The sequence below is a fragment of the Streptomyces sp. NPDC026575 genome, assembly GCF_055567415.1.
The window spans coordinates 99141-119397 of sequence record NZ_JBVHQM010000007.1 but is presented as its reverse complement, the minus strand read 5'-3'; the positions used below and the strand labels follow the sequence as shown (position 1 = coordinate 119397).

Sequence of the window (20257 nt, the reverse complement as noted above, 5' to 3'; positions counted from 1 at the left end):
TGAGCTCCAGGCTGTGCCGTCCCGGGGGACAACCCCCGGACCCCCGGCCGAAAGACGCGTGGCTCTGCCTCATACGCGCAGCTCCTTACCGGTGAGCTCCAGAAAAACGTCCTCCAGGGTGTGCCGCTCGACGGCTATCGCGTCCGGCAGCACCCCGTTCTGCGCGCACCACGAGGCGACCGTGGCCAGCAGCTGCGGGTCGATCTTGCCGTGCACGCGGTACGAACCGGCGATCGGCTCGGTGGCGACGCTGTCCGCCGGCAGGGCCTTGAGCAGCGAGGCGAGGTCCAGCCCCGGTCGCCCGGTGAAGCGCAGGCTGTTCTCCGCGCCGCCGCGGCACAGCTCCTCCGGGCTGCCCTGGGCGATCACCCGGCCGCCGTCGATGATCGCGACATCGTCGGCGAGCTGCTCGGCCTCGTCCATGAAGTGCGTGGTCAGCACACAGCTGACGCCGTCGGCGCGCAGCTCCCGTACGAGGTCCCAGGTCGCGCGGCGGGCCTGCGGGTCGAGGCCGGCCGTCGGCTCGTCGAGGAAGACCAGCTCGGGGCGGCCGACCACGGCCATCGCCAGCGCCAGGCGCTGCTGCTGGCCGCCGGACAGCCGCCGGTAGGGCGTCCGGCCGCAGGAGCCCAGGCCGAGGCGCTCGATGAGCGCGGCGACGTCGAGGGGGTGGGCGTGCAGGGTGGCGGTGTGCCGCAGCATCTCCTCGGCGCGGGCGCCCGCGTAGACGCCGCCGGACTGCAGCATCACGCCGATCCGCGGCCGCAGTGCCGCGGCGTCGGCGACCGGGTCCAGGCCCAGGACGCGGACCTGGCCGGCGTCCGGGCGGCGGTAGCCCTCGCAGGTCTCGACGGTGGTGGTCTTGCCGGCGCCGTTCGGGCCGAGGACGGCGGTGACCTCCCCGCGGGCGACGGTCAGGTCGAGCCCGTCCACGGCGGTCTTGGTCCCGTATCGCTTGACCAGGCCGACGATCTCGACGGCAGGCTCTCGGCCGGGGGTCCGGGGGGCGCCCCCCGGGGAGCTGCTGCGCATGCCGGGAAGTCTACGAAGGCGGACCGGGTGGTCATCAACGGGGGTTTGGCGTCCAGGGGGCGCGGGGCCGGGCGCCATGTGGGGCGCCCGGGGCCTGACGGGCGCAGGGGGCCGACGGGACCCGGCGGGCCCGGGGTGGTCAATACGGCGGTGTGCGGCGCCATGATTTTCGGCCGCCGTGTCCGCCATGGTCGCGCCCGTCCGCACCGGGGTGCACCACCGCAGGTCGGAGCCGGTTTCGGGGCTCCCAGAGGGGGCTTGAATTAGGTATGCCTAAGTGATAGAGGCCACCAGTCCACGGTGTGGACGAGGCTTGAACCGGTTTGACGAATTACGCAACAATGGCGTTGTGAAATACGCGAGCGAGGATCAGAGGGAGCCCGTGGTCGACCAGACCGCCGGGCCCGCTGCCTCCGCGCACGGGCGCACCGAGCAGGCGAGAGCGACCGCCCCGGCGCCGCACGACGAACAGCAGGGCACCCGCAACAGGGTCGCCCGCTCCATCCTCGACCACGGTCCGTCCACCGCGGCCGAGCTGGCGCTCCGCCTGGAGCTGACCCAGGCCGCGGTCCGCCGCCATCTGGACGCGCTGGTCGCCGAGGGTGTCGTCGAGCCCCGCGAGAAGCGGGTCTACGGCGCGCGCGGGCGCGGCCGCCCGGCCAAGTCCTTCGCCCTCACCGACTGCGGGCGCGACGCCTTCGACCAGGCCTACGACCAGCTCGCCTCCGACGCGCTGCGCTGGATCGCGCAGAGCGCGGGCGGCGGCGAGAAGGGCGAGGCGGCGGTCGCCGCGTTCGCCCGCGCGCGCCTCGCCGAGCAGGCCGAGGGCTACCGCGAGGCGGTCGAGAGCGCCGAGCCGGAGGCCCGTACCGAGGCCCTTGCGAAGGCGTTGACCGCGGACGGGTACGCTGCTACGGCGCGCAGCGCCCCCAATCCGCAGCTCGGTGAACAGCTCTGCCAGCACCACTGCCCGGTCGCCCATGTCGCCGAGCAGTACCCGCAGCTGTGCGAGGCGGAGACCGAGGTCTTCTCCCGTTTGCTCGGGACCCACGTACAGCGTCTTGCCACCATCGCCCACGGTGACGGGGTGTGCACGACCTTCGTCCCGAAGGCCGGTGCCGGCAAGCCCGCTCACAGCACCACCACAAAGACCACCACAGCATCTGCAAGCACGGCCGGGAGGAACCCCGCATGACGCTCCCCACGGAGACTGCTCACCCTGAGCTCGAGGGCCTGGGCAAGTACGAATACGGCTGGGCCGACTCCGACGTGGCCGGCGCCTCCGCCAAGCGCGGTCTTTCCGAGGCCGTCGTCCGCGACATCTCGGCGAAGAAGAACGAGCCGGAGTGGATGCTCAAGCTCCGTCTCAAGGGCCTGCGCCTGTTCGACAAGAAGCCCATGCCGAACTGGGGCTCGGACCTGTCGGGCATCGACTTCGACAACATCAAGTACTTCGTCCGCTCCACCGAGCAGCAGGCCGCCTCCTGGGAGGACCTGCCCGAGGACATCAAGAACACCTACGACAAGCTCGGCATCCCGGAGGCGGAGAAGCAGCGCCTGGTCGCCGGTGTCGCCGCGCAGTACGAGTCCGAGGTCGTCTACCACCAGATCCGCGAGGACCTGGAGGCGCAGGGCGTCATCTTCCTGGACACCGACACCGCGCTGAAGGAGCACCCGGAGCTCTTCCAGGAGTACTTCGGCACGGTCATCCCGGTCGGTGACAACAAGTTCGCGTCGCTGAACACCGCGGTGTGGTCCGGCGGCTCGTTCATCTACGTCCCCAAGGGTGTCCACGTCGACATCCCGCTGCAGGCCTACTTCCGGATCAACACCGAGAACATGGGCCAGTTCGAGCGGACGCTGATCATCGTCGACGAGGACGCCTACGTGCACTACGTCGAGGGCTGCACGGCGCCGATCTACAAGTCGGACTCGCTGCACTCCGCGGTCGTCGAGATCATCGTCAAGAAGGGCGGCCGCTGCCGCTACACGACCATCCAGAACTGGTCGAACAACGTCTACAACCTGGTCACCAAGCGCGCCGTCGCCTACGAGGGCGCGACCATGGAGTGGGTCGACGGCAACCTCGGCTCCAAGGTGACGATGAAGTACCCGGCGGTCTACCTGATGGGCGAGCACGCCAAGGGCGAGACCCTGTCCATCGCCTTCGCGGGCGAGGGCCAGCACCAGGACGCCGGCTCCAAGATGGTCCACATGGCGCCGAACACCTCCTCCAACATCGTCTCCAAGTCGGTGGCGCGAGGCGGCGGCCGCACCTCCTACCGGGGTCTGGTCGAGATCGGCGAGGGCGCCGCGGGCTCCAAGTCCAACGTGCTGTGTGACGCCCTGCTGGTGGACACCATCTCCCGCTCGGACACCTACCCCTACGTCGACGTCCGCGAGGACGACGTCTCCATGGGCCACGAGGCGACCGTCTCCAAGGTCAGCGAGGACCAGCTCTTCTACCTGATGGCGCGTGGCCTGTCCGAGGACGAGGCCATGGCGATGATCGTGCGCGGCTTCGTCGAGCCGATCGCGCGTGAGCTGCCGATGGAGTACGCGCTGGAGCTGAACCGGCTGATCGAGCTGCAGATGGAAGGCGCGGTCGGCTGACGCCCGGCCCCCAGCAGCGACTGACTCCCTGAACGCAGAAAGCGAGCACTACGACAGCCATGGCTGAGGCTCAGAACATCCCGGCGGGTTCCACGACCACCGGCTCCATCGCGGTGGCCGCGGAGTCCACCGTCGCCACCCGGATGAGCGCCCCGCCGTCCTACGACGTGGCGGACTTCCCGGTGCCGCACGGCCGCGAGGAGGAGTGGCGCTTCACGCCCCTCGCGCGCCTCAAGGGCTTGCACGACGGCAGCGCGGCGGCCGGCGGCCCCGACCTGAAGATGGACATCACCGCGCCCGAGGGCGTCACCCACGAGCTGGTCGACCGCGCCGACCCGCGGGTCGGCAAGGCCGGCAAGCCCGTGGACCGGGTCGCCGCCCAGGCATACAGCTCGTTCGAGAAGGCGTCGGTGGTCACGGTCCCCAAGGAGACCGTGCTGACCGAGCCGATCCGGATCGCCGTCCACGGCGAGGGCGGTACGGTCTTCGGCCACCAGGTCATCGAGCTCGGCGCGTTCGCCGAGGCGGTCGTCGTCATCGACCACACCGGTGACGCGGTGCTCGCCGCCAACGTCGACTACCTCCTCGGTGACGGCGCCAAGCTGACCGTCGTCTCCGTCCAGGACTGGGACGAGCACGCCGTGCACGTCGGGCAGCACAACGCCCTGGTCGGCCGGGACGCCACCTTCAAGTCCGTGGCCGTCACCTTCGGCGGCGACCTCGTCCGCCTCCACCCGCGCGTCACCTACGCGGGCCCCGGCGGCGAGGCCGAGTTCTACGGCCTGTACTTCACCGAGCAGGGCCAGCACCACGAGCACCGGCTCTTCGTCGACCACGCGGTGCCCAACTGCCGCTCCAACGTGGTCTACAAGGGCGCCCTGCAGGGCGAGGACGCGCACGCCGTCTGGATCGGCGACGTCCTGATCCAGGCATCGGCGACCGGCACGGACACCTACGAGCTCAACCGCAACCTCGTCCTCACCGACGGCGCGCGGGTCGACTCGGTGCCCAACCTGGAGATCGAGACCGGTGAGATCGTCGGCGCCGGCCACGCCTCGGCGACCGGCCGCTTCGACGACGAGCAGCTGTTCTACCTGATGGCCCGCGGCATCCCGGCGGACGAGGCCCGCCGGCTGGTCGTGCGCGGCTTCTTCGCCGAGCTGGTCCAGCAGATCGGCCTCCCGGACGTCGAGGAGCGGCTGATGAGCAAGATCGAGGCCGAGCTGGAAGCGTCCGCGGTATGACGTACGTACGCGCAGCGGCGCTCAGCGAGCTGGAGGAGGACACCCCCAAGCGGGTGGAACTCGACGGCGTCCCCGTCTCCCTCGTCCGCACCGAGGGCGAGGTGTTCGCGATCAACGACATCTGCTCGCATGCGAACGTCTCCCTCTCGGAGGGCGAGGTCGAGGACTGCTCGATCGAGTGCTGGCTGCACGGTTCGAGCTTCGACCTGCGCACCGGCAAGCCGAACGGCCTTCCCGCGACGCGCCCCGTCCCCGTTTACCCCGTAAAGATCGAAGGGGACGACGTGCTCGTCTCCGTCACCCAGGAGTCCTGAGTCACCCATGGCAACGCTTGAGATCCACGACCTGCACGTCTCCGTCGAGGCCGAGAACGGCCCGCGCGAGATCCTGAAGGGCGTCGACCTGACCGTGAAGCAGGGCGAGACGCACGCCATCATGGGCCCCAACGGCTCCGGCAAGTCGACCCTCGCCTACTCCCTCGCGGGTCACCCCAAGTACACGATCACCGGCGGCACCGTCACCCTCGACGGCGAGGACGTCCTGGAGATGTCCGTCGACGAGCGCGCCCGGGCCGGCGTCTTCCTCGCCATGCAGTACCCGGTCGAGGTCCCCGGTGTCTCGGTCTCCAACTTCCTGCGCACCTCCGCCACCGCGATCCGCGGCGAGGCCCCCAAGCTGCGGCTGTGGGTCAAGGAGGTCAAGGAGGCCATGGAGCGCCTCAACATGGACCCGGCGTTCGCCGAGCGCAACGTCAACGAGGGCTTCTCCGGCGGTGAGAAGAAGCGCCACGAGATCCTCCAGCTGGAGCTGCTCAAGCCGGCCATCGCGATCCTCGACGAGACCGACTCCGGTCTGGACGTCGACGCGCTGCGGATCGTCTCCGAGGGCGTCAACCGCGTCCGCGAGACCGGCCAGGTGGGCACCCTGCTGATCACCCACTACACGCGCATCCTGCGCTACATCAAGCCCGACCACGTCCACGTCTTCGCCGACGGCCGCATCGCCGAGTCCGGTGGCGCCGAGCTCGCCGACAAGCTGGAGGCCGAGGGCTACGAGGCTTACACGAAGGGTGGCGCAACCGCGTGACACAGCTGCCGGGCCTCCTCGACACAGAGGCGATCCGTAAGGACTTCCCCATCCTGGACCGCCAGATCCACGACGGGAAGAAGGTCGTCTACCTGGACAACGCGGCGACGTCCCAGAAGCCGCGCCAGGTCCTCGACGCCCTGAACGCCTACTACGAACGCCACAACGCCAACGTCCACCGCGGCGTGCATGTGCTCGCCGAGGAGGCCACGGCGCTGTACGAAGGCGCTCGCGACAAGGTGGCGGCCTTCATCAACGCGCCGAGCCGCAACGAGGTGATCTTCACCAAGAACGCCTCGGAGTCGCTCAACCTCGTCGCGAACATGCTCGGCTGGGCCGAAGAGCCCTACCGGGTGGACCGCGAGACCGAGATCGTCATCACGGAGATGGAGCACCACTCCAACATCGTCCCGTGGCAGCTGCTCGCGCAGCGCACCGGTGCGAAGCTGAAGTGGTTCGGCATCACCGACGACGGGCGCCTGGACCTGTCCAACATCGAAGAGATCATCACCGAGAAGACGAAGATCGTCTCCTTCACGCTGGTCTCCAACATCATGGGCACCGTCAACCCGGTCGAGACGATCATCCGCCGGGCCCAGGAGGTCGGCGCGCTGGTCTGCATCGACGCCTCGCAGGCCGCCCCGCACATGGTGCTGGACGTGCAGGCGCTGCAGGCCGACTTCGTGGCCTTCACCGGCCACAAGATGTGCGGTCCGACCGGTATCGGCGTCCTGTGGGGCCGCCAGGAGCTGCTGGAGGACCTCCCGCCGTTCCTCGGTGGCGGCGAGATGATCGAGACGGTGTCCATGCACTCCTCGACCTACGCGCCCGCGCCGCACAAGTTCGAGGCCGGTACGCCCCCGATCGCCCAGGCCGTCGGCCTCGGCGCGGCCGTGGACTACCTCACCTCGATCGGTATGGACAAGATCGCCGCGCATGAGCACGCGATCACCGAGTACGCCGTCAAGCGGCTGCTGGAGGTCCCCGACCTGCGCATCATCGGCCCGAGCACGGCCGAGGAGCGCGGCGCGACGATCTCCTTCACCCTTGGCGACATCCATCCGCACGATGTCGGCCAGGTGCTGGACGAGCAGGGCATCGCGGTCCGGGTGGGGCACCACTGCGCCCGTCCGGTCTGCCTGCGCTTCGGAATTCCTGCGACCACGCGAGCGTCGTTCTATCTGTACTCCACGCCGGCCGAGGTCGACGCCCTGGTCGAGGGCCTGGAGCACGTCCGCAACTTTTTCGGTTAACCAAGGCACAGCGGATGAGGACGGGACTGACTGAGCCGTGAAGCTGGATTCCATGTACCAGGACGTCATCCTGGACCACTACAAGCACCCCCATGGGCGCGGTCTTCGGGACGGCGACGCCGAGGTGCACCACGTCAACCCCACGTGCGGCGACGAGATCACGCTGCGCGTGCGGCTCGACGGCGCGAAGATCGAGGATGTGTCCTACGAAGGCCAGGGCTGCTCCATCAGCCAGGCCAGCGCGTCGGTGCTCAACGACCTCCTGGTCGGCAAGGAGCTGGGCGAGGCACAGCGGATCCAGGAGACGTTCCTGGAGCTGATGCAGTCCAAGGGGCAGGTCGAGCCGGACGACGCGATGGAGGAGGTGCTGGAGGACGCGGTGGCGTTCGCCGGCGTCTCGAAGTACCCGGCACGCGTGAAGTGCGCGCTGCTGAGCTGGATGGCCTGGAAGGACGCCACGGCCAAGGCCCTCTCCGAGGAGGCGAAGACCGCATGACCGAGAGCCCGACCACCACCAAGCCGGCCTCCGAGGAGGAGGTCCGCGAGGCCCTCTACGACGTCGTCGACCCCGAGCTGGGCATCGATGTCGTCAACCTCGGGCTGATCTACGGCATCCACATCGACGACGCCAACATCGCCACCATCGACATGACGCTGACCTCCGCGGCCTGCCCGCTGACCGACGTCATCGAGGACCAGGCGAAGTCCGCCACGGACGGCATCGTCAACGAGCTGAAGATCAACTGGGTCTGGATGCCCCCGTGGGGCCCGGACAAGATCACCGACGACGGCCGCGAGCAGCTCCGCGCGCTCGGCTTCAACGTCTGATCTCTCGCGTGCACAAGGCCCCGGCTCGATGCCGGGGCCTTGTCGCGTTTCAGCCCCGCCGCGGTCCGGACGCCGTGGCGGGGCCCTCTCCCACGCCGGGGGCCGGCAGCCCCTTGGTCTCGGCCGTGGCGTCCCGCAGCGCCGGCGCCGCGTCGAGGCGCTGGCGGGCGCCCTGGCCCGGCTGGCGCCCAAGGCCGGCTGAGTCCGCGATATGTACGCACGTACGCAACGTTGTGTACGCTCGTACACATGGTCTATCTGACGCTCGCCTGCGCGATCGTGTCCGAGATCCTGGCGACCACCTCGATGAAGTACAGCCACGGCTTCAGCAGGCTGTGGCCGTCGCTGGGGACCGCGCTCGGCTATCTGCTGGCGTTCGCCCTGCTCGCCCAGACGCTGAAGTCGATGAGCGTGGGGACCGCGTACGCCATCTGGTCCGGCGCCGGGACGGCGGTGATCGCGGCGATCGGGATGGTGTTCCTGGGGGAGAGCGCCAGTGCGCTCAAGATCCTCGGGGTGCTCCTGGTCATCGCCGGGGTCGTGGTGCTCAATCTCGACGGGGCGCACTGATGCCCCGGCGCTACGACCCCGATCGTCGGCAGCGGATCATCGAGGCGGCGATCGCGGTCGTCGGTGAGCGGGGGATCGCCGGGCTCAGCCACCGCGCGGTGGCCGCCGCGGCGGATGTCCCGCTCGGCTCGACGACCTACCACTTCGCGACCCTCGACGATCTGCTGATCGCCGCGCTGCGGCAGGTCAACGGCGAGTGGCTGGCCGACTACGCGCGCTGGGTCGACGCGATCGACCCGACGGCGCCGCTCGCCGACGAGGTGGCCGCGCTGGTCGGGCGCACCCTGGCGCAGGACCGCTCGCGGGTGGAGCTGGAGTACGAGCTGTATCTGGCGGCGCTGCGGCATCCGGCGGTACGGCCGATCGCGTCCGAGTGCCTGGACGAGATGGTGGCCCTGCTCGGACGGCGGATCGCCGATGTGCGCACCGCGCGGGCGGTGGTGGCGTTCACCGACGGACTGCTGCTGCAGCATCTGCTGACCGGCCGGCCCTTCGAACCCGCCGCGGTACGCGCCGGATTGGCCGGGGTGCTGGGCTGAGGCGGCGCCCGGGGGCACGGCGATGCGGCTTGTGCGGCCCTACGAACGCCGTTGTGCGACCGCACGGACCGGGCCCGATCGCTGAGACCGGTTCGCCACCGCGGGCGCCCTCCGGTTAGGTTTCGAACATGACCGATGCTGCTTCCTCCCGTACCGCCCGTACCACCGGCGCCGTCGCCGCCGGGCTCGCCACCGTCGCCTCCGACGGCACCGTTCTCGACACCTGGTTCCCGGCGCCCGAGCTGGTCGCCGTGACCGCCGAGGGCCCCGGCCCGGCCGGCACCGAGCGCCTCGACGACGAGCGCGCCACCGAACTGCTGGGGGCCGCCGCCCTCAAGGCGATCGGCCCCGACCCGGTCCGCGAGGTCGAGGTCGTCGCCGTCCGTACGGTCATCGCCTCCCTCGACGACAAGCCGCTGGACGCGCACGACGCCTACCTGCGCCTGCACCTGCTCAGCCACCGTCTGGTCAAGCCGCACGGGCAGAACCTGGAGGGCATCTTCGGCCTGCTGGCGAACGCCGCCTGGACCTCGCTGGGCCCGGTGGCCGTCGACCAGCTGGAGAAGGTGCGGCTCAACGCCCGCGCCGACGGCCAGCACCTCCAGGTCACCAGCGTCGACAAGTTCCCGCGGATGACCGACTACGTCGCGCCCTCCGGGGTGCGGATCGCGGACGCCGACCGGGTGCGCCTGGGCGCGCACCTCGCGGCCGGCACCACCGTGATGCACGAGGGCTTCGTCAACTTCAACGCCGGGACCCTGGGCACCTCCATGATCGAGGGCCGGATCAGCGCGGGCGTGGTCATCGGCGACGGCACCGACATCGGCGGCGGCGCCTCGACCATGGGCACGCTGTCCGGCGGCGGCAAGCAGATCATCTCGATCGGCGAGCGCTGCCTGCTCGGCGCCGAGTCGGGCATCGGCATCGCGCTGGGCGACGAGTGCGTCGTCGAGGCCGGTCTGTACGTGACCGCGGGTACCCGGGTCACCATGCCCGACGGCCAGATCGTCAAGGCCCTGGAGCTCTCCGGCGGCGACAACATCCTCTTCCGCCGCAACTCCACCACCGGCGCGGTCGAGGCCCGGCCGAACAAGGCGGTCTGGGGCGGACTCAACGAGATCCTGCACAGCCACAACTGACGGCTGCGCGACGGCGGCACCGGGCGGCCCGGCGGAGGGACCTCCGCCGGGCCTGTGCTGTTACCGTCCTGTGGCACGGGGCCGCCACGGGCGCCGATAGGCTTGCGCCATGCGTGATCTTGTAACGGGGATGCGGTATCTGGGCAAGGGCCAGCGCTGGGTGGCCCGGCACGGCCGGTGGTGGGGGTTCGGGCTGATCCCGGCGCTGATCGCGCTGGTGCTCTACGCGGGGGTGCTCACCGCGCTCGCCATCTGGTCCGGCGATATCGCCGCCTGGGCCACGCCGTTCGCCGACGACTGGGGTTCGCCCTGGCAGGGGCTGCTGCGCGGGGTCTTCGTGGCGCTGCTGTTCGCCGGTGGGCTGATGCTGTCGGTGCTGACCTTCACCGCCGTCACGCTGCTGATCGGCGACCCCTTCTACGAGTCGCTGTCGCAGAAGGTGGAGGAGAGCGAGGGGCACTGCCCGCCGGGAACGGACCGGCCGCTGTGGCAGGAGATCTGGATCGCGCTGCGCGACAGCGTCCATGTACTGCTGCGGGCCGCCGGGTTCGGCATCCTGCTCTTCCTCCTCGGCTTCGTCCCCTTCATCGGGCAGACCGTGATCCCGGCCGTCGGTTTCTGCGTCTCGGGCTTCTTCCTCGCCGTCGAGCTGACCTCGGTGGCGATGCAGCGCCGGGACATCCCGGTGCGCGAGCGGCTGCGGATGATGCGCGGCCGCAAGGGGCTCGCGGTCGGCTTCGGCACCCCGCTCGTGCTGCTGTTCCTGATCCCCTTCATCGCCGTGGTGCTGATGCCCGGCGCGGTGGCCGGTGCGACGCTGCTGGTGCGGGACCTGGTGGCGGACGAGGAGGAGCCGCCGGCGACGGACCCGGCCGGGGCGCCGTACGGGCAGCAGCCCGCGTCGCAGGCCGGTTTCGGCCCGGCTCCCGGCCACCTTCCGCCGCACCCGGGGCAGGCGCCCTGGCCGAACTCCTGAGAGCCGCTCTGTGGTTGAGCGTGTGACCGGATAGCGCGGAGCGGCCGCCGCACCTCTCGGTGCGACGGCCGCCCGGGCTTCACAGGCCCATCACGCGTCAGTCGGCATTCCGCGAACGCCTCAGGTCCTGGGTCCGCTCGGCCGCGGACTCCTCCGACGACTTCGGCTTCCGCTGGTCCGAGCGCCGCTCGGCGGCACGGTCCTTGTTGCTCGACTTACGGTTCTGCGCCTTCGGCATGGTGACTCCCTATGTCTCGCCGAATGTTGCTTACCTGCCCAGTACCGCACCCCCGGCGACGGTTGGCGCCCGGACGTGGGCCGGTCGAGTGACGGGAGTATCACCCGGGGTGATGCCGGGGCCCGGGATCCGGGCGGGGACAGGGGCTCACGGCCGGATGCGCAGCACCTGCGGATCGTGGTCGCTGGCCTGGTCGGCGTACTCGGAGTTGAGGTGCACGATGTCGTAGTCGGCCCTGGTCAGATGCCGGCTGGTGAGCATGTGGTCCAGCACCTGCGAATTGCCGTTGTAGACATAGCCGTAGCGCTCCGCGACGGGCAGCTTGCCGACCAGGTCGGTGAGCACGCCCCCGTCGGTGAGCTGCTTCAGGGCCGGCGAGAACGGGTAGTCGTTGAGGTCGCCGGCGACCACCACATCGGCCCGGGGGTCCTTGGCCAGCAGGTCCTTGACGAAGGCGTTCACCAGCCCGGCCTGCGCCGTGCGCTGGGTCTCGGAGGACCGGGCCGGCGGCTGGAAGCGGCTGTCCAGGCTCTGGTCGCCGCCCTTGGAGTTGAAGTGGTTGGCGATCACGAACACCCGGCTTCCCGGGCGGCTGTTGAGCGAGAACTGGCCGACCAGCGGCTTGCGGCTGGTCTTCCACGCAGGGTCGGCGGGCGCGATCCGGCCGGGGGAGGCGGACAGCGCCGCCTTGCCGTGGTCGTCGACCACCTTCACCGGCGTGGTGGCGTCGCCGCCCTTGACGTCGGTGAAGGACACCCGCTCGGGGTTGAACAGGAACGCGACCCGGATGTTGCCCCCGGGCTGGCCGCCGTCCTGGTCGTTGACCGGGTCGATCTGCCGCCACTCGTACGCCGGGCCGCCGGCCGCCTTGACCGCGTCGGTCAGCTTCTTGAGGGTGGCCCCGGCGGTGACCACGCCGTCGTCGGTGGGGCCGTTGTCGTCCTGGACCTCTTCGAGGGCGACGACATCGGGCGCGGACAGGTTGCCGACCAGCGCCTTGGCGAGGCGGTCGAACTTGGCCTCGGGGGTCTTGGGGGAGAGGTTCTCGACGTTGTACGTGGCCACCGACAGCTCGTCGGGCCGCTGCTTGCGGGTGGTCTCCGGCGCCGGGCCGTGGTCGGCGAGCTCGCCCAGCTCGGTGGCCTGGAGGGTGTAGCCGCCGAAGCTGTCGTAGTCCAGCGGTCCGGCCGTGGTGCCGGTCAGCTCGTCGCCGACGTCGGCCACCGGGAACGGCCGCTGGTCGAAGGGGATCAGGGACGCCACCTTGACCCGGCCGCCGTTGGGGTCGGCGTACGAGCGGTAGAGGGTGCCGCCGCGCGCCGTGCGGTTGTGGCCCGGCTCGGCGGTCACCCACAGCTCGTGGTGGGTGTTGGTCGCACCGACGACCGGGGCGCCCTTGACCGCGACGCGCATCCCCTCCAGCGACTCGTAGCGGTCCAGCGCGTAGGAGGTGGGGCGGAGCTTGAGGCTCTCGATGCTCTTACCGCCCGCGTCGGGGGCGTAACGATTCGGCACGGAGGCCGGGTTGAGGGTGAAGGCGGCCGGCAGCGGCGCCTTCGCGGAGACGGTCTGCCAGGTCGCGTCGGTGATCTCGGTGACGGACTGCAGCCCGGCGTCCTTGCCGCCCGGGTAGTACTCGCTGACCGTGCCGGAGAAGGTGATCGCCTCGCCGACGGTCACCTTCGGCGTCTCCTTGCCCGTGAAGACGAAGACCGCCTCGCTGGTGGCCGGGTCGCGGTCCGGGTGCGGGTCCTGCACCCAGAAGCCGCGCGCCGAGCCGAACGAGCGGATCGCGGTGACCGTGCCGGGCACATCGCCGACCTTCGTGCCGGCCAGCGGGGATATTCGGGTGCTGCCCTGGATGTCGTGGATCCGGGTGCCGGCCGCGGAGGCCGACTGCGTGGCGGTCAGCAGCCCGCCGGCGAGGGCGGCGGCGGCCACCGCGCTGAGGGCGATCGGCCTGCGGAGCGGACGACGGGACGGCATGCATGCCTCCGAGGGGAAGTGGGGGGTGAACAGGGGGTGCCGCGGCGCTGTGCGCACGGACGCGGCACGGTGCGCGCTACGCGCGTCAATCTCCGGTGTGCGCAAGGGAGTTGTCAAGGTACTCGCGGTTACCGGCGGACGGCGCGGGGGTGAACCGTCCGAGATACGGAGAATTCCGTCTACGCTGGGGCGGCGCACTCCCCCAGCCACCGCTGGGAGGTACCCCCAGCCGCAGTCCGTACGAGGAGCTGAGCACCAGATGTCCGCAGACCGCCCGACCCTGCCGCCGGTGCGGCTGCACCCCGAAGCGGAGCTGGCCCGGGACGCGCTGAGCGCCCCGCTGATGGCCCGGGCCGCCCGGCTCGCCCGCTGGGCCGAGCGCGGTGTCCCGGTCGGTGCGGGCGGCGAGATCCTCCAGGAGTCGCTGGCCGCCGCCACCGAACTGCTCGGTCTCGCCGGCGACGAGGACGGCCCCGCCTACACCGCCGAGGCATGGCAGCTCGCGGTGGACACCGGGCTGGTCGAGATCGAGGAGATCGAAGAGACCGCGGCGGACGAGGACGGCGCCGAGGGGCCCGGTGACGCCGCGGTCGGCATCGCCACCCCGGGCGAGGAGCTGAACCTGCTCACCTCGGGCAGCCCGCAGGACGTCCTGGACATCTGGCTCTGCGGCATGGAGAGCGTGCTCGCCGACGCCGCCGCCCCGGACCTCGCCGAGATCGCCGAGCAGTTCGCCGAGGGCGGCGAACTGGACCTGGACTCGATCGACTGGAACCCGGAGGAGGAGGCCGAGCTGCTCAACGGCATCCTCGGCAACCTCTACCTCCTGACCGCCGTCGCCGAGGGCGCCGACCAGGACGTTCCGCTGCCCGCGCTGGCCGCCTCCCTCATCGTCCCGGACGATATGGACGAGCCCACCGACGACATCCTCGAAGAGGTCTCCGAGGCGATGATGCGCCTGGACGACCAGTTCCGGGTGCTGGAGCCGATCGGGCTGGTCGCCTACCGGCCCGTCGACGAGGCGCTCATCGAGGAGCTGGACGAAGCCGGCGAGACCGTCATCCCCCAAGGACCTCCGACAAGCTCCGGTCCAGGGGGGACCCCCATCGCCGAGCCGCTCACCGACGAGGACGTCTCCCGCTACGGCCTGGTCCGCCTCACCCCGCTCGGCGTCTACGCCGTACGCGCCCGGCTGCTGGACGCCGGCGCCGACGCCCCGGCGGTCGGCGACCTCACCGACAAGGGCGCCGAGGTCCTCCTCGACGCGCTGCCCGACTACCCCGAGGCGCTCGCCCAGTCCGAGTCCGAGCTCTGGCTCGCCGCCCGCACCCCGCTGGACGCCGCCCGCGATCTGCTCGCGGCCGCCCGCGGCGACGACGAGCACGCCCCGCACCGCCGGCTCGCCGCCCAGCAGACCCTCTCCCTGGTCTCGCCCGACGCCGAGGAAGCGCTGCGCGAGGTGCTCGACGACCGGCAGCTGGGCGGGCTGGCCCGGGTCTGGCTCGCCGAGCGCGCGCTGCCCGGCATCCCCGAGCCGTCCCAGGAGATGATCTTCTGGCTGACGGTGGACACCCTCGCGGCGCAGCTGGGCAGCGCCGACGAGGGCGCCGAGGCCGAGCTGCGCGACCTCGTCCAGGGCCTGACCGACCAGCACAGCGGGTTCTTCGACAGCGCCTGGCGGGTCGACCACCCGGCCACCGCCGAGGTCCTGGAGGCCATGGGCCGTCTGCACCCCGACAAGAAGGCCGCCAAGGAGGCCCGCAAGGCCGCGTTCAAGGCACGTTCGCGCCGGTCGGACTGATCGCGCGGGGCCGGGCCGGCGGCGCTCGCGCCGGGGGCCCGCCGGGTGGTGATCCACCGGGCGGGCCCCCGGCCGCTTTCCGACGGGCCGCAACCGCTCCCTGGATGTCGCGCCGTGTTCAGCTGGAGTTCGACGGCGCACGAAAGCGTGTGCGCGCAGGAACAAGGGGAGCAGAACCGGCCATCTGGGAGATGACAATGCCGCTCACGCGCAGAGACTTCGCCAAACGTTCCGCCCTCACCGGCGCCGGGGTCGCGCTGGCCGGCAGCGTCGGCGTGCTGGCCACCGCGCCGGGAGCCATCGGTGAGGAGGCCCCCGACGGCGCGCCGGACGGCACCTCGGACGGTCAAGGCCATCGGATCGGCTACGGACCGCTGGTCGAGGACCCCGACGGCATCCTCGCGCTGCCCGCCGGCTTCTCGTACCGGATCATCACCCGCTCCGGCGTCACCAAGCTCGACAGCGGTGAGACCACCCCCTCCAACCACGACGGCACCGGCACCTTCGAGGGCCACCGCGGCACCACCCTCCTGGTCAACAACCACGAGCTGAAGGGCCCGCGCGCCGACTGGCCGCACCCGGTGCCGCTGGCCGAAGGACTGGTCTACGACCCGGCGGCGTCCGGCGGCTGCACGGTCGTCGAGGTCGCCAAGGACGGCACCCCGGTCGGCGAGTGGGTCGGCGTCGCCGGTACGTCCACCAACTGCGCGGGCGGCACCACCCCTTGGGGCACCTGGCTCACCGGCGAGGAGACCGAGGACCGGGCCGGCGAGCACGGCATGACCAAGGACCACGGCTACGTCTTCGAGGTCGACCCCTACGACCGCCGGGCCGGCCGCGACCCCAAGCCCCTCAAGGCGCTGGGCCGTTACGCCCACGAGGCCGTCGTCGTCGACCCCAAGCGCGGCCACCTCTTCCTGACCGAGGACGCCGCCGGCCCCAACGGCCTGTTCTACCGCTGGACCCCGCCGCACGGCTTCCGCCACGGCCGCGGACAGCTGCGCTCGCTGGCCGCCGACGCCGGTGTGCTGGAGGCATTCAAGTGCTTCGACTCCGGCGGCCGGTTCGTCGACGACCTCTCGCGCGCCACCAAGACCGGCACGGTCTACGGCGTCGACTGGGTCGAGGTCCCCGACCGCGACGCGCGGACGGTCTCGGTGCGCAAGCAGTTCAAGGACGGCGAGGTCACCCGCGCCCGCAAGCTGGAGGGCCTGTGGTGGGCGGACGGCGGCGCGTACGTCGTGTCCTCCTACGCCCGTGCGGAGAGCCCCCTCCAGCACGACGGACAGGTCTGGTTCTACGACCCGCGGCGGCGGACCCTGACCCTGAAGGTGCTGCTGGGCGTCAACCCCGACCCCTCCAAGGACGGCGCGTTCGACGGCCCCGACAACATCACCGTCTCGCCCTACGGCGGACTGATCATCGCCGAGGACGGCGAGGGCGTACAGCACCTCTTCGGGGCCACCGACGACGGCCGGACCTACCCGATCGCCCGCAACGACCTCAACATCGGCACCCCTGAGAAGCCGGAGTTCAGCGAGTTCACCGGCCCCGTCTTCTCCCCGGACGGGCGGACGCTGTTCGCCAACATCCAGGACCCCGGCATCATGCTGGCCATCACCGGGCCCTGGAAGCGCCAGCGCCGCCGCTAGCCGGGCCCCGACGGCCGGGCAGCCGGGCTCAGCCCGCCCCGGCCGTCAGCACGTAGTAGTCCAGCAGACCGGTCTCGTACGCCGTGAGATAGCGGCGCGCCCACCGGTCCCGGGGCTGAAGCTGCTGGGCCAGATAGCGGTCGTACGGCTCCCAGACCCCGTCGCCGATCGCCCGGACCCGGACGTCCCGCAGACCCGCCGCGGCCAGCGCCGAGGCGACCTCGTCGACCACGTGCGGGACGTCCAGGCCCTCGGCGTACGGCGGCAGCAGCTCGGGCAGGACCCGGGCGGCCTCCCGGCTCCGGGCGAAGAACGTCGTCAGCGCCAGCCGGCCGCCGGTGCGCAGCACCCGCGCCGCCTCCCGGGCGAACCCGGACAGCTCACGGAAGTGCTGGGCGGCCTCGACGGAGTACAGCAGGTCGACACAGTCGTCGGGGAGCGGGATCCGCTCGGCGGCGCCCAGCACGAAGTCCAGCCGGCCGGCGTGCCCCGCGGGCCCGCCCAGCAGCGAGGCGTTGGCCTCCCGGGCGCGGGCGATCTGGTCCGGGTGGGCGTCCAGGCCGATGACCGAGCCCAGCGCGAACTCCCGCAGCGCCAGCGCGCAGCCCAGCCCGCGCCCGCAGCCGACCTCCAGGGCGGCGCGGCCCGCCGGCCGGTCGAAGGTGCCCAGCACCAGGCGGTAGAGGTCCTCCTCGCTGCGCACCCGGTCGGCCTCGGTCAGCGGCCGGCCGTCGATGTCCGCCAGCCCCGCCCAGTAGCCGAAGTTGATGAAGCCGCCGGCGAAGGCCGGGACGGTGCTCAGGTCCAGCTCCCCGTAGATCTGCGCGACCCGCTCGGGAAGTTCCGGCGGCTCGGGGCCGTCCGGGTGATCCGCGGGTCCGGCTGCGCCGGCCGGCGGCGGCTGCTGCGCCATCGAACGCTCCTCGTGCGGGCTCCGCGGTGGGGGCGGGGAATCTTGCGGGCGTACGGACGTTGAAGCAGAGGTGGTGAGCTCGACGATACGGACGACACAATTCTCGATCCTGGACCGTTCCCGCACCAGGGAAGGCCATCCGGAGGCGGCGGCGCTGCGCGACACGGTGGACCTGGCGCGGCGCGCCGAAGAGCTGGGCTACCACCGCTTCTGGGTCTCCGAGCACCACAGCGTGCCCGGGGTCGCCGGCTCCGCGCCCACGGTCCTGGCCGCCGCGGTGGCCTCGGCGACCTCTACCATCCGGGTCGGCACCGGCGGCGTGATGCTGCCCAACCACCGGCCGCTGGTGGTCGCCGAGCAGTTCGGGGTGCTGGAGTCGCTCTTCCCCGGCCGGATCGACCTGGGCCTGGGCCGGTCGGTGGGCTTCACCGACGGCATCCGCCGCGCGCTGGGCGCCGGGAAGGACGCCACCGACGACTTCGCCGACCGGCTCGCCGAGCTCCTGGGCTACTTCACCGGCACCCAGACCGCCCATCCGCAGGTCCACGCCCGCCCCGCCGAGGGCCTGCGGATCCCGGCCTTCGTCCTGGCCACCGGCGCCGGTGCGCGGGTGGCCGCGGCGGCCGGGCTGGGCCTGGTCATCGGGGACCTCCGGGGCCGGCAGCGGATGCTGGACGCCATCGACGCCTACCGGCAGGAGTTCCGTCCCTCGGCCCTCTGGGAGCGGCCGTATGTGGTGCTCTCCCAGACGGTGGCCGTGGCCGGCACCGCGGAGCGGGCGCGCCGGCTGCTGCTGCCGGAGGCCCGCTCGATGGCGTACTCCCGCACCCACGGCGTCTTCCCGCCGCTGCGGCCCGCCGAGGACGGCCCGGCCGTGGCCGCCCTGCCGGAGCGCGAGCGCGGCTTCTACGAGGAGGCCCTGCGCGGGCAGATCCACGGCACACAGGAGCAGGTCGCCGATGCCCTCGGCGCGCTGCTCGACCGCAGCGCCGCGGACGAGGTGCTGGTGACGACCAGCACCTACGAGCGCGCCGCGCTGCTGGAGTCCTACGAGCGGCTGGCCCGGGTGGCGGGGCTTCCCGCCCGGCCCGCCGGACCGGCGCTCACAGCGCCTGCCCGGCCGGCTTGACCATCCCGCGCACCGTCCGGGCGTCGACGAACTCGCCCATCGCCGTCATCTCCCACTCGCCGGAGAACTGGCGGATGAGCTTGGCCATCATCACGCCCGTGCGGGGCTCGGAGTGGGTGAGGTCGAAGCGGACCAGCTCCTCGCCGCTCTGCGCGTCCAGCAGGCGGCAGTATGCCTTGGCGACGTCGGAGAACTTCTGGCCGGAGAAGGAGTTCACGACGAAGACCAGGCCGGTCACCTCCGGCGGGACGCCGCCGAGGTGGACGGTGATGGCCTCGTCGTCGCCGGCGCCCTCGCCGGTGAGGTTGTCGCCGGAGTGCTGGATGGCGCCGCCGAGGATCATCAGCTTGCCGAAGAAGCAGTTGTCGATCTTCTTGCGGTCGGGTCCGTAGGCGATGACGGAGGCGTCCAGGTCGATGTTCTTGCCGCGGAAGGCGGGCTCCCAGCCGAGGCCCATCCGGACCGAGGTGAGCAGCGGCCGGCCTCCCTTGACCAGCGAGACGGTCTGGTTCTTCTGGAGGCTGACCCGCCCCTTGTCGAGGTTGATCTTGCCGGAGCCGGGCGCGGGGGCGGCGGCCGCCGGCGGCGGGGCCACCGGGGCCGGGGCGCCGGCCGGCGGTCCCCACTGACCGGCGGGGGCCGGGGGAGCGGGCGGCGCGGCGGGGGCCGCCGGGGCGGCCGGGGGAGCCTGCGGGGCCGCGGCGGGCGCGGCCGGCTCCTCCACGCTGACGCCGAAGTCGGTGGCGATACCGGCCAGCCCGTCGGCATAGCCCTGGCCGACCGCGCGCACCTTCCAGGCGCCGTTGCGGCGGTAGATCTCGACGACCACCAGCGCGGTCTCGGTGCCCAGCCGGGGCGGGGTGAAGGTGGCGAGGGTGCTGCCGTCGTCGGCGTTGCGCACCGTGCCGGTCGGCTCCGTGCCGGCGAAGGTGGCGCCGGGGGTGTCCAGGCTCGCGGTGACCACGATCTTCTCGATGCCGTCGGGGACGGCGGCGGTGTCCACCGTGATGGTGTCACCGCCGCCGGCCGCCGCGGAGTGGGTCACGCCCGGTCCGGCGGGCTGGTTGTAGAACACGAAGTCGTCGTCGGAGCGCACCTTGCCGTCGGCGGCGAGCAGCAGGCCCGACACATCCAGCCGCACGGGGGCGGTGACGTCCACCGCGACCCGCGCGGCGGTGAGCGGGAGGTTCGAGCCAGGATTCATAGCGGTCATGCCACCACCAACGATCGGCTCGCCTTTGCGGTTCCATTACCTGCG

20 protein-coding genes are annotated in these 20257 nt (G+C 71.6%); 15 read left to right on the top strand and 5 right to left on the bottom strand.

The features are described from left to right. Positions 1–69 precede the first annotated feature (69 nt). Positions 70–1032 carry an ABC transporter ATP-binding protein gene (locus tag ACZ4NB_RS12060; RefSeq protein ID WP_467660533.1) on the bottom strand — a complete coding sequence of 321 codons (963 nt, stop codon included), beginning with the start codon at positions 1030–1032 and terminating at the stop codon, positions 70–72. A gap of 349 nt (positions 1033–1381) precedes the next feature. On the opposite strand from ACZ4NB_RS12060, the gene ACZ4NB_RS12055 reads away from it, so the two are divergent. The 12 genes from ACZ4NB_RS12055 to ACZ4NB_RS12000 all read left to right on the top strand — a co-directional run bounded on the left by ACZ4NB_RS12055 (position 1382) and on the right by ACZ4NB_RS12000 (position 11280). Further along, complete coding sequence (locus ACZ4NB_RS12055) at positions 1382–2227, top strand: helix-turn-helix transcriptional regulator (protein ID WP_467660531.1); 846 nt, start codon at positions 1382–1384, stop codon at positions 2225–2227. Beyond that, positions 2224–3645: a Fe-S cluster assembly protein SufB gene (gene sufB, locus ACZ4NB_RS12050; RefSeq protein ID WP_069568320.1), complete on the top strand. Its 1422-nt coding sequence runs from the start codon at positions 2224–2226 to the stop codon at positions 3643–3645. The genes ACZ4NB_RS12055 and sufB overlap by 4 nt, the downstream gene beginning before the upstream one ends. Before the next feature lie 59 nt (positions 3646–3704). Continuing rightward, the gene (gene sufD / locus ACZ4NB_RS12045; RefSeq protein ID WP_467660529.1) at positions 3705–4889 is read left to right on the top strand and encodes a Fe-S cluster assembly protein SufD; all 1185 of its coding nucleotides are present in this window, start codon (positions 3705–3707) and stop codon (positions 4887–4889) included. Continuing rightward, entirely contained in the window at positions 4886–5203 is a 318-nt protein-coding gene (locus ACZ4NB_RS12040; protein WP_393491898.1) for a non-heme iron oxygenase ferredoxin subunit, read from the top strand. Before sufD ends, ACZ4NB_RS12040 begins: the two co-directional genes overlap by 4 nt. Positions 5204–5210: 7 nt before the next feature. Next, positions 5211–5975 (top strand): Fe-S cluster assembly ATPase SufC, encoded by a 765-nt coding sequence (gene sufC, locus ACZ4NB_RS12035; RefSeq protein WP_467660527.1) that lies wholly within the window; start codon positions 5211–5213, stop codon positions 5973–5975. After that, positions 5972–7228: a cysteine desulfurase gene (locus ACZ4NB_RS12030; RefSeq protein WP_467660525.1), complete on the top strand. Its 1257-nt coding sequence runs from the start codon at positions 5972–5974 to the stop codon at positions 7226–7228. Before sufC ends, ACZ4NB_RS12030 begins: the two co-directional genes overlap by 4 nt. 37 nt (positions 7229–7265) lie before the next feature. After that, the gene (gene sufU, locus ACZ4NB_RS12025) at positions 7266–7724 is read left to right on the top strand and encodes a Fe-S cluster assembly sulfur transfer protein SufU (protein WP_393491891.1); all 459 of its coding nucleotides are present in this window, start codon (positions 7266–7268) and stop codon (positions 7722–7724) included. Beyond that, positions 7721–8056 carry a metal-sulfur cluster assembly factor gene (locus tag ACZ4NB_RS12020; RefSeq protein WP_393491889.1) on the top strand — a complete coding sequence of 112 codons (336 nt, stop codon included), beginning with the start codon at positions 7721–7723 and terminating at the stop codon, positions 8054–8056. The genes sufU and ACZ4NB_RS12020 overlap by 4 nt, the downstream gene beginning before the upstream one ends. Before the next feature lie 249 nt (positions 8057–8305). Next, positions 8306–8626, top strand: a complete 321-nt coding sequence (locus ACZ4NB_RS12015; RefSeq protein ID WP_467660523.1) for a DMT family transporter — start codon at positions 8306–8308, stop codon at positions 8624–8626. After that, a complete protein-coding gene (locus tag ACZ4NB_RS12010) occupies positions 8626–9165 on the top strand; it encodes a TetR/AcrR family transcriptional regulator (protein WP_467660521.1) in 540 nt (179 codons plus the stop codon). The genes ACZ4NB_RS12015 and ACZ4NB_RS12010 overlap by 1 nt, the downstream gene beginning before the upstream one ends. 128 nt (positions 9166–9293) lie before the next feature. After that, the gene (gene dapD, locus ACZ4NB_RS12005; RefSeq protein WP_467660519.1) at positions 9294–10304 is read left to right on the top strand and encodes a 2,3,4,5-tetrahydropyridine-2,6-dicarboxylate N-succinyltransferase; all 1011 of its coding nucleotides are present in this window, start codon (positions 9294–9296) and stop codon (positions 10302–10304) included. Between the two features lie 109 nt (positions 10305–10413). Beyond that, the gene (locus tag ACZ4NB_RS12000; RefSeq protein ID WP_467660517.1) at positions 10414–11280 is read left to right on the top strand and encodes an EI24 domain-containing protein; all 867 of its coding nucleotides are present in this window, start codon (positions 10414–10416) and stop codon (positions 11278–11280) included. A gap of 97 nt (positions 11281–11377) precedes the next feature. On the opposite strand, the gene ACZ4NB_RS11995 is transcribed toward ACZ4NB_RS12000, so the two are convergent. Next, the gene (locus tag ACZ4NB_RS11995) at positions 11378–11518 is read right to left on the bottom strand and encodes a hypothetical protein (protein WP_384442357.1); all 141 of its coding nucleotides are present in this window, start codon (positions 11516–11518) and stop codon (positions 11378–11380) included. Between the two features lie 147 nt (positions 11519–11665). After that, positions 11666–13504, bottom strand: coding sequence for an endonuclease/exonuclease/phosphatase family protein (locus ACZ4NB_RS11990; RefSeq protein WP_467660515.1), 1839 nt, complete (start codon positions 13502–13504; stop codon positions 11666–11668). 259 nt (positions 13505–13763) lie between these two features. Here ACZ4NB_RS11990 and ACZ4NB_RS11985 point away from each other — a divergent pair, with 259 nt between their 5' ends. Together ACZ4NB_RS11985 and ACZ4NB_RS11980 are read left to right on the top strand one after the other, a co-directional pair. Then, entirely contained in the window at positions 13764–15305 is a 1542-nt protein-coding gene (locus tag ACZ4NB_RS11985) for a hypothetical protein (protein WP_467660513.1), read from the top strand. Between the two features lie 197 nt (positions 15306–15502). Continuing rightward, positions 15503–16957: an alkaline phosphatase PhoX gene (locus ACZ4NB_RS11980; RefSeq protein ID WP_467660512.1), complete on the top strand. Its 1455-nt coding sequence runs from the start codon at positions 15503–15505 to the stop codon at positions 16955–16957. Between the two features lie 28 nt (positions 16958–16985). Here the strand turns inward: ACZ4NB_RS11980 and ACZ4NB_RS11975 are convergent, their stop codons facing one another. Beyond that, positions 16986–17870: a class I SAM-dependent methyltransferase gene (locus ACZ4NB_RS11975; RefSeq protein WP_467660510.1), complete on the bottom strand. Its 885-nt coding sequence runs from the start codon at positions 17868–17870 to the stop codon at positions 16986–16988. A gap of 73 nt (positions 17871–17943) precedes the next feature. On the opposite strand from ACZ4NB_RS11975, the gene ACZ4NB_RS11970 reads away from it, so the two are divergent. Then, positions 17944–18999, top strand: coding sequence for an MsnO8 family LLM class oxidoreductase (locus ACZ4NB_RS11970; RefSeq protein WP_467660508.1), 1056 nt, complete (start codon positions 17944–17946; stop codon positions 18997–18999). Here ACZ4NB_RS11970 and ACZ4NB_RS11965 read toward each other — a convergent pair. Then, positions 18974–20203, bottom strand: a complete 1230-nt coding sequence (locus ACZ4NB_RS11965) for a TerD family protein (RefSeq protein WP_467660506.1) — start codon at positions 20201–20203, stop codon at positions 18974–18976. The genes ACZ4NB_RS11970 and ACZ4NB_RS11965 overlap by 26 nt on opposite strands. Positions 20204–20257 lie beyond the last annotated feature (54 nt).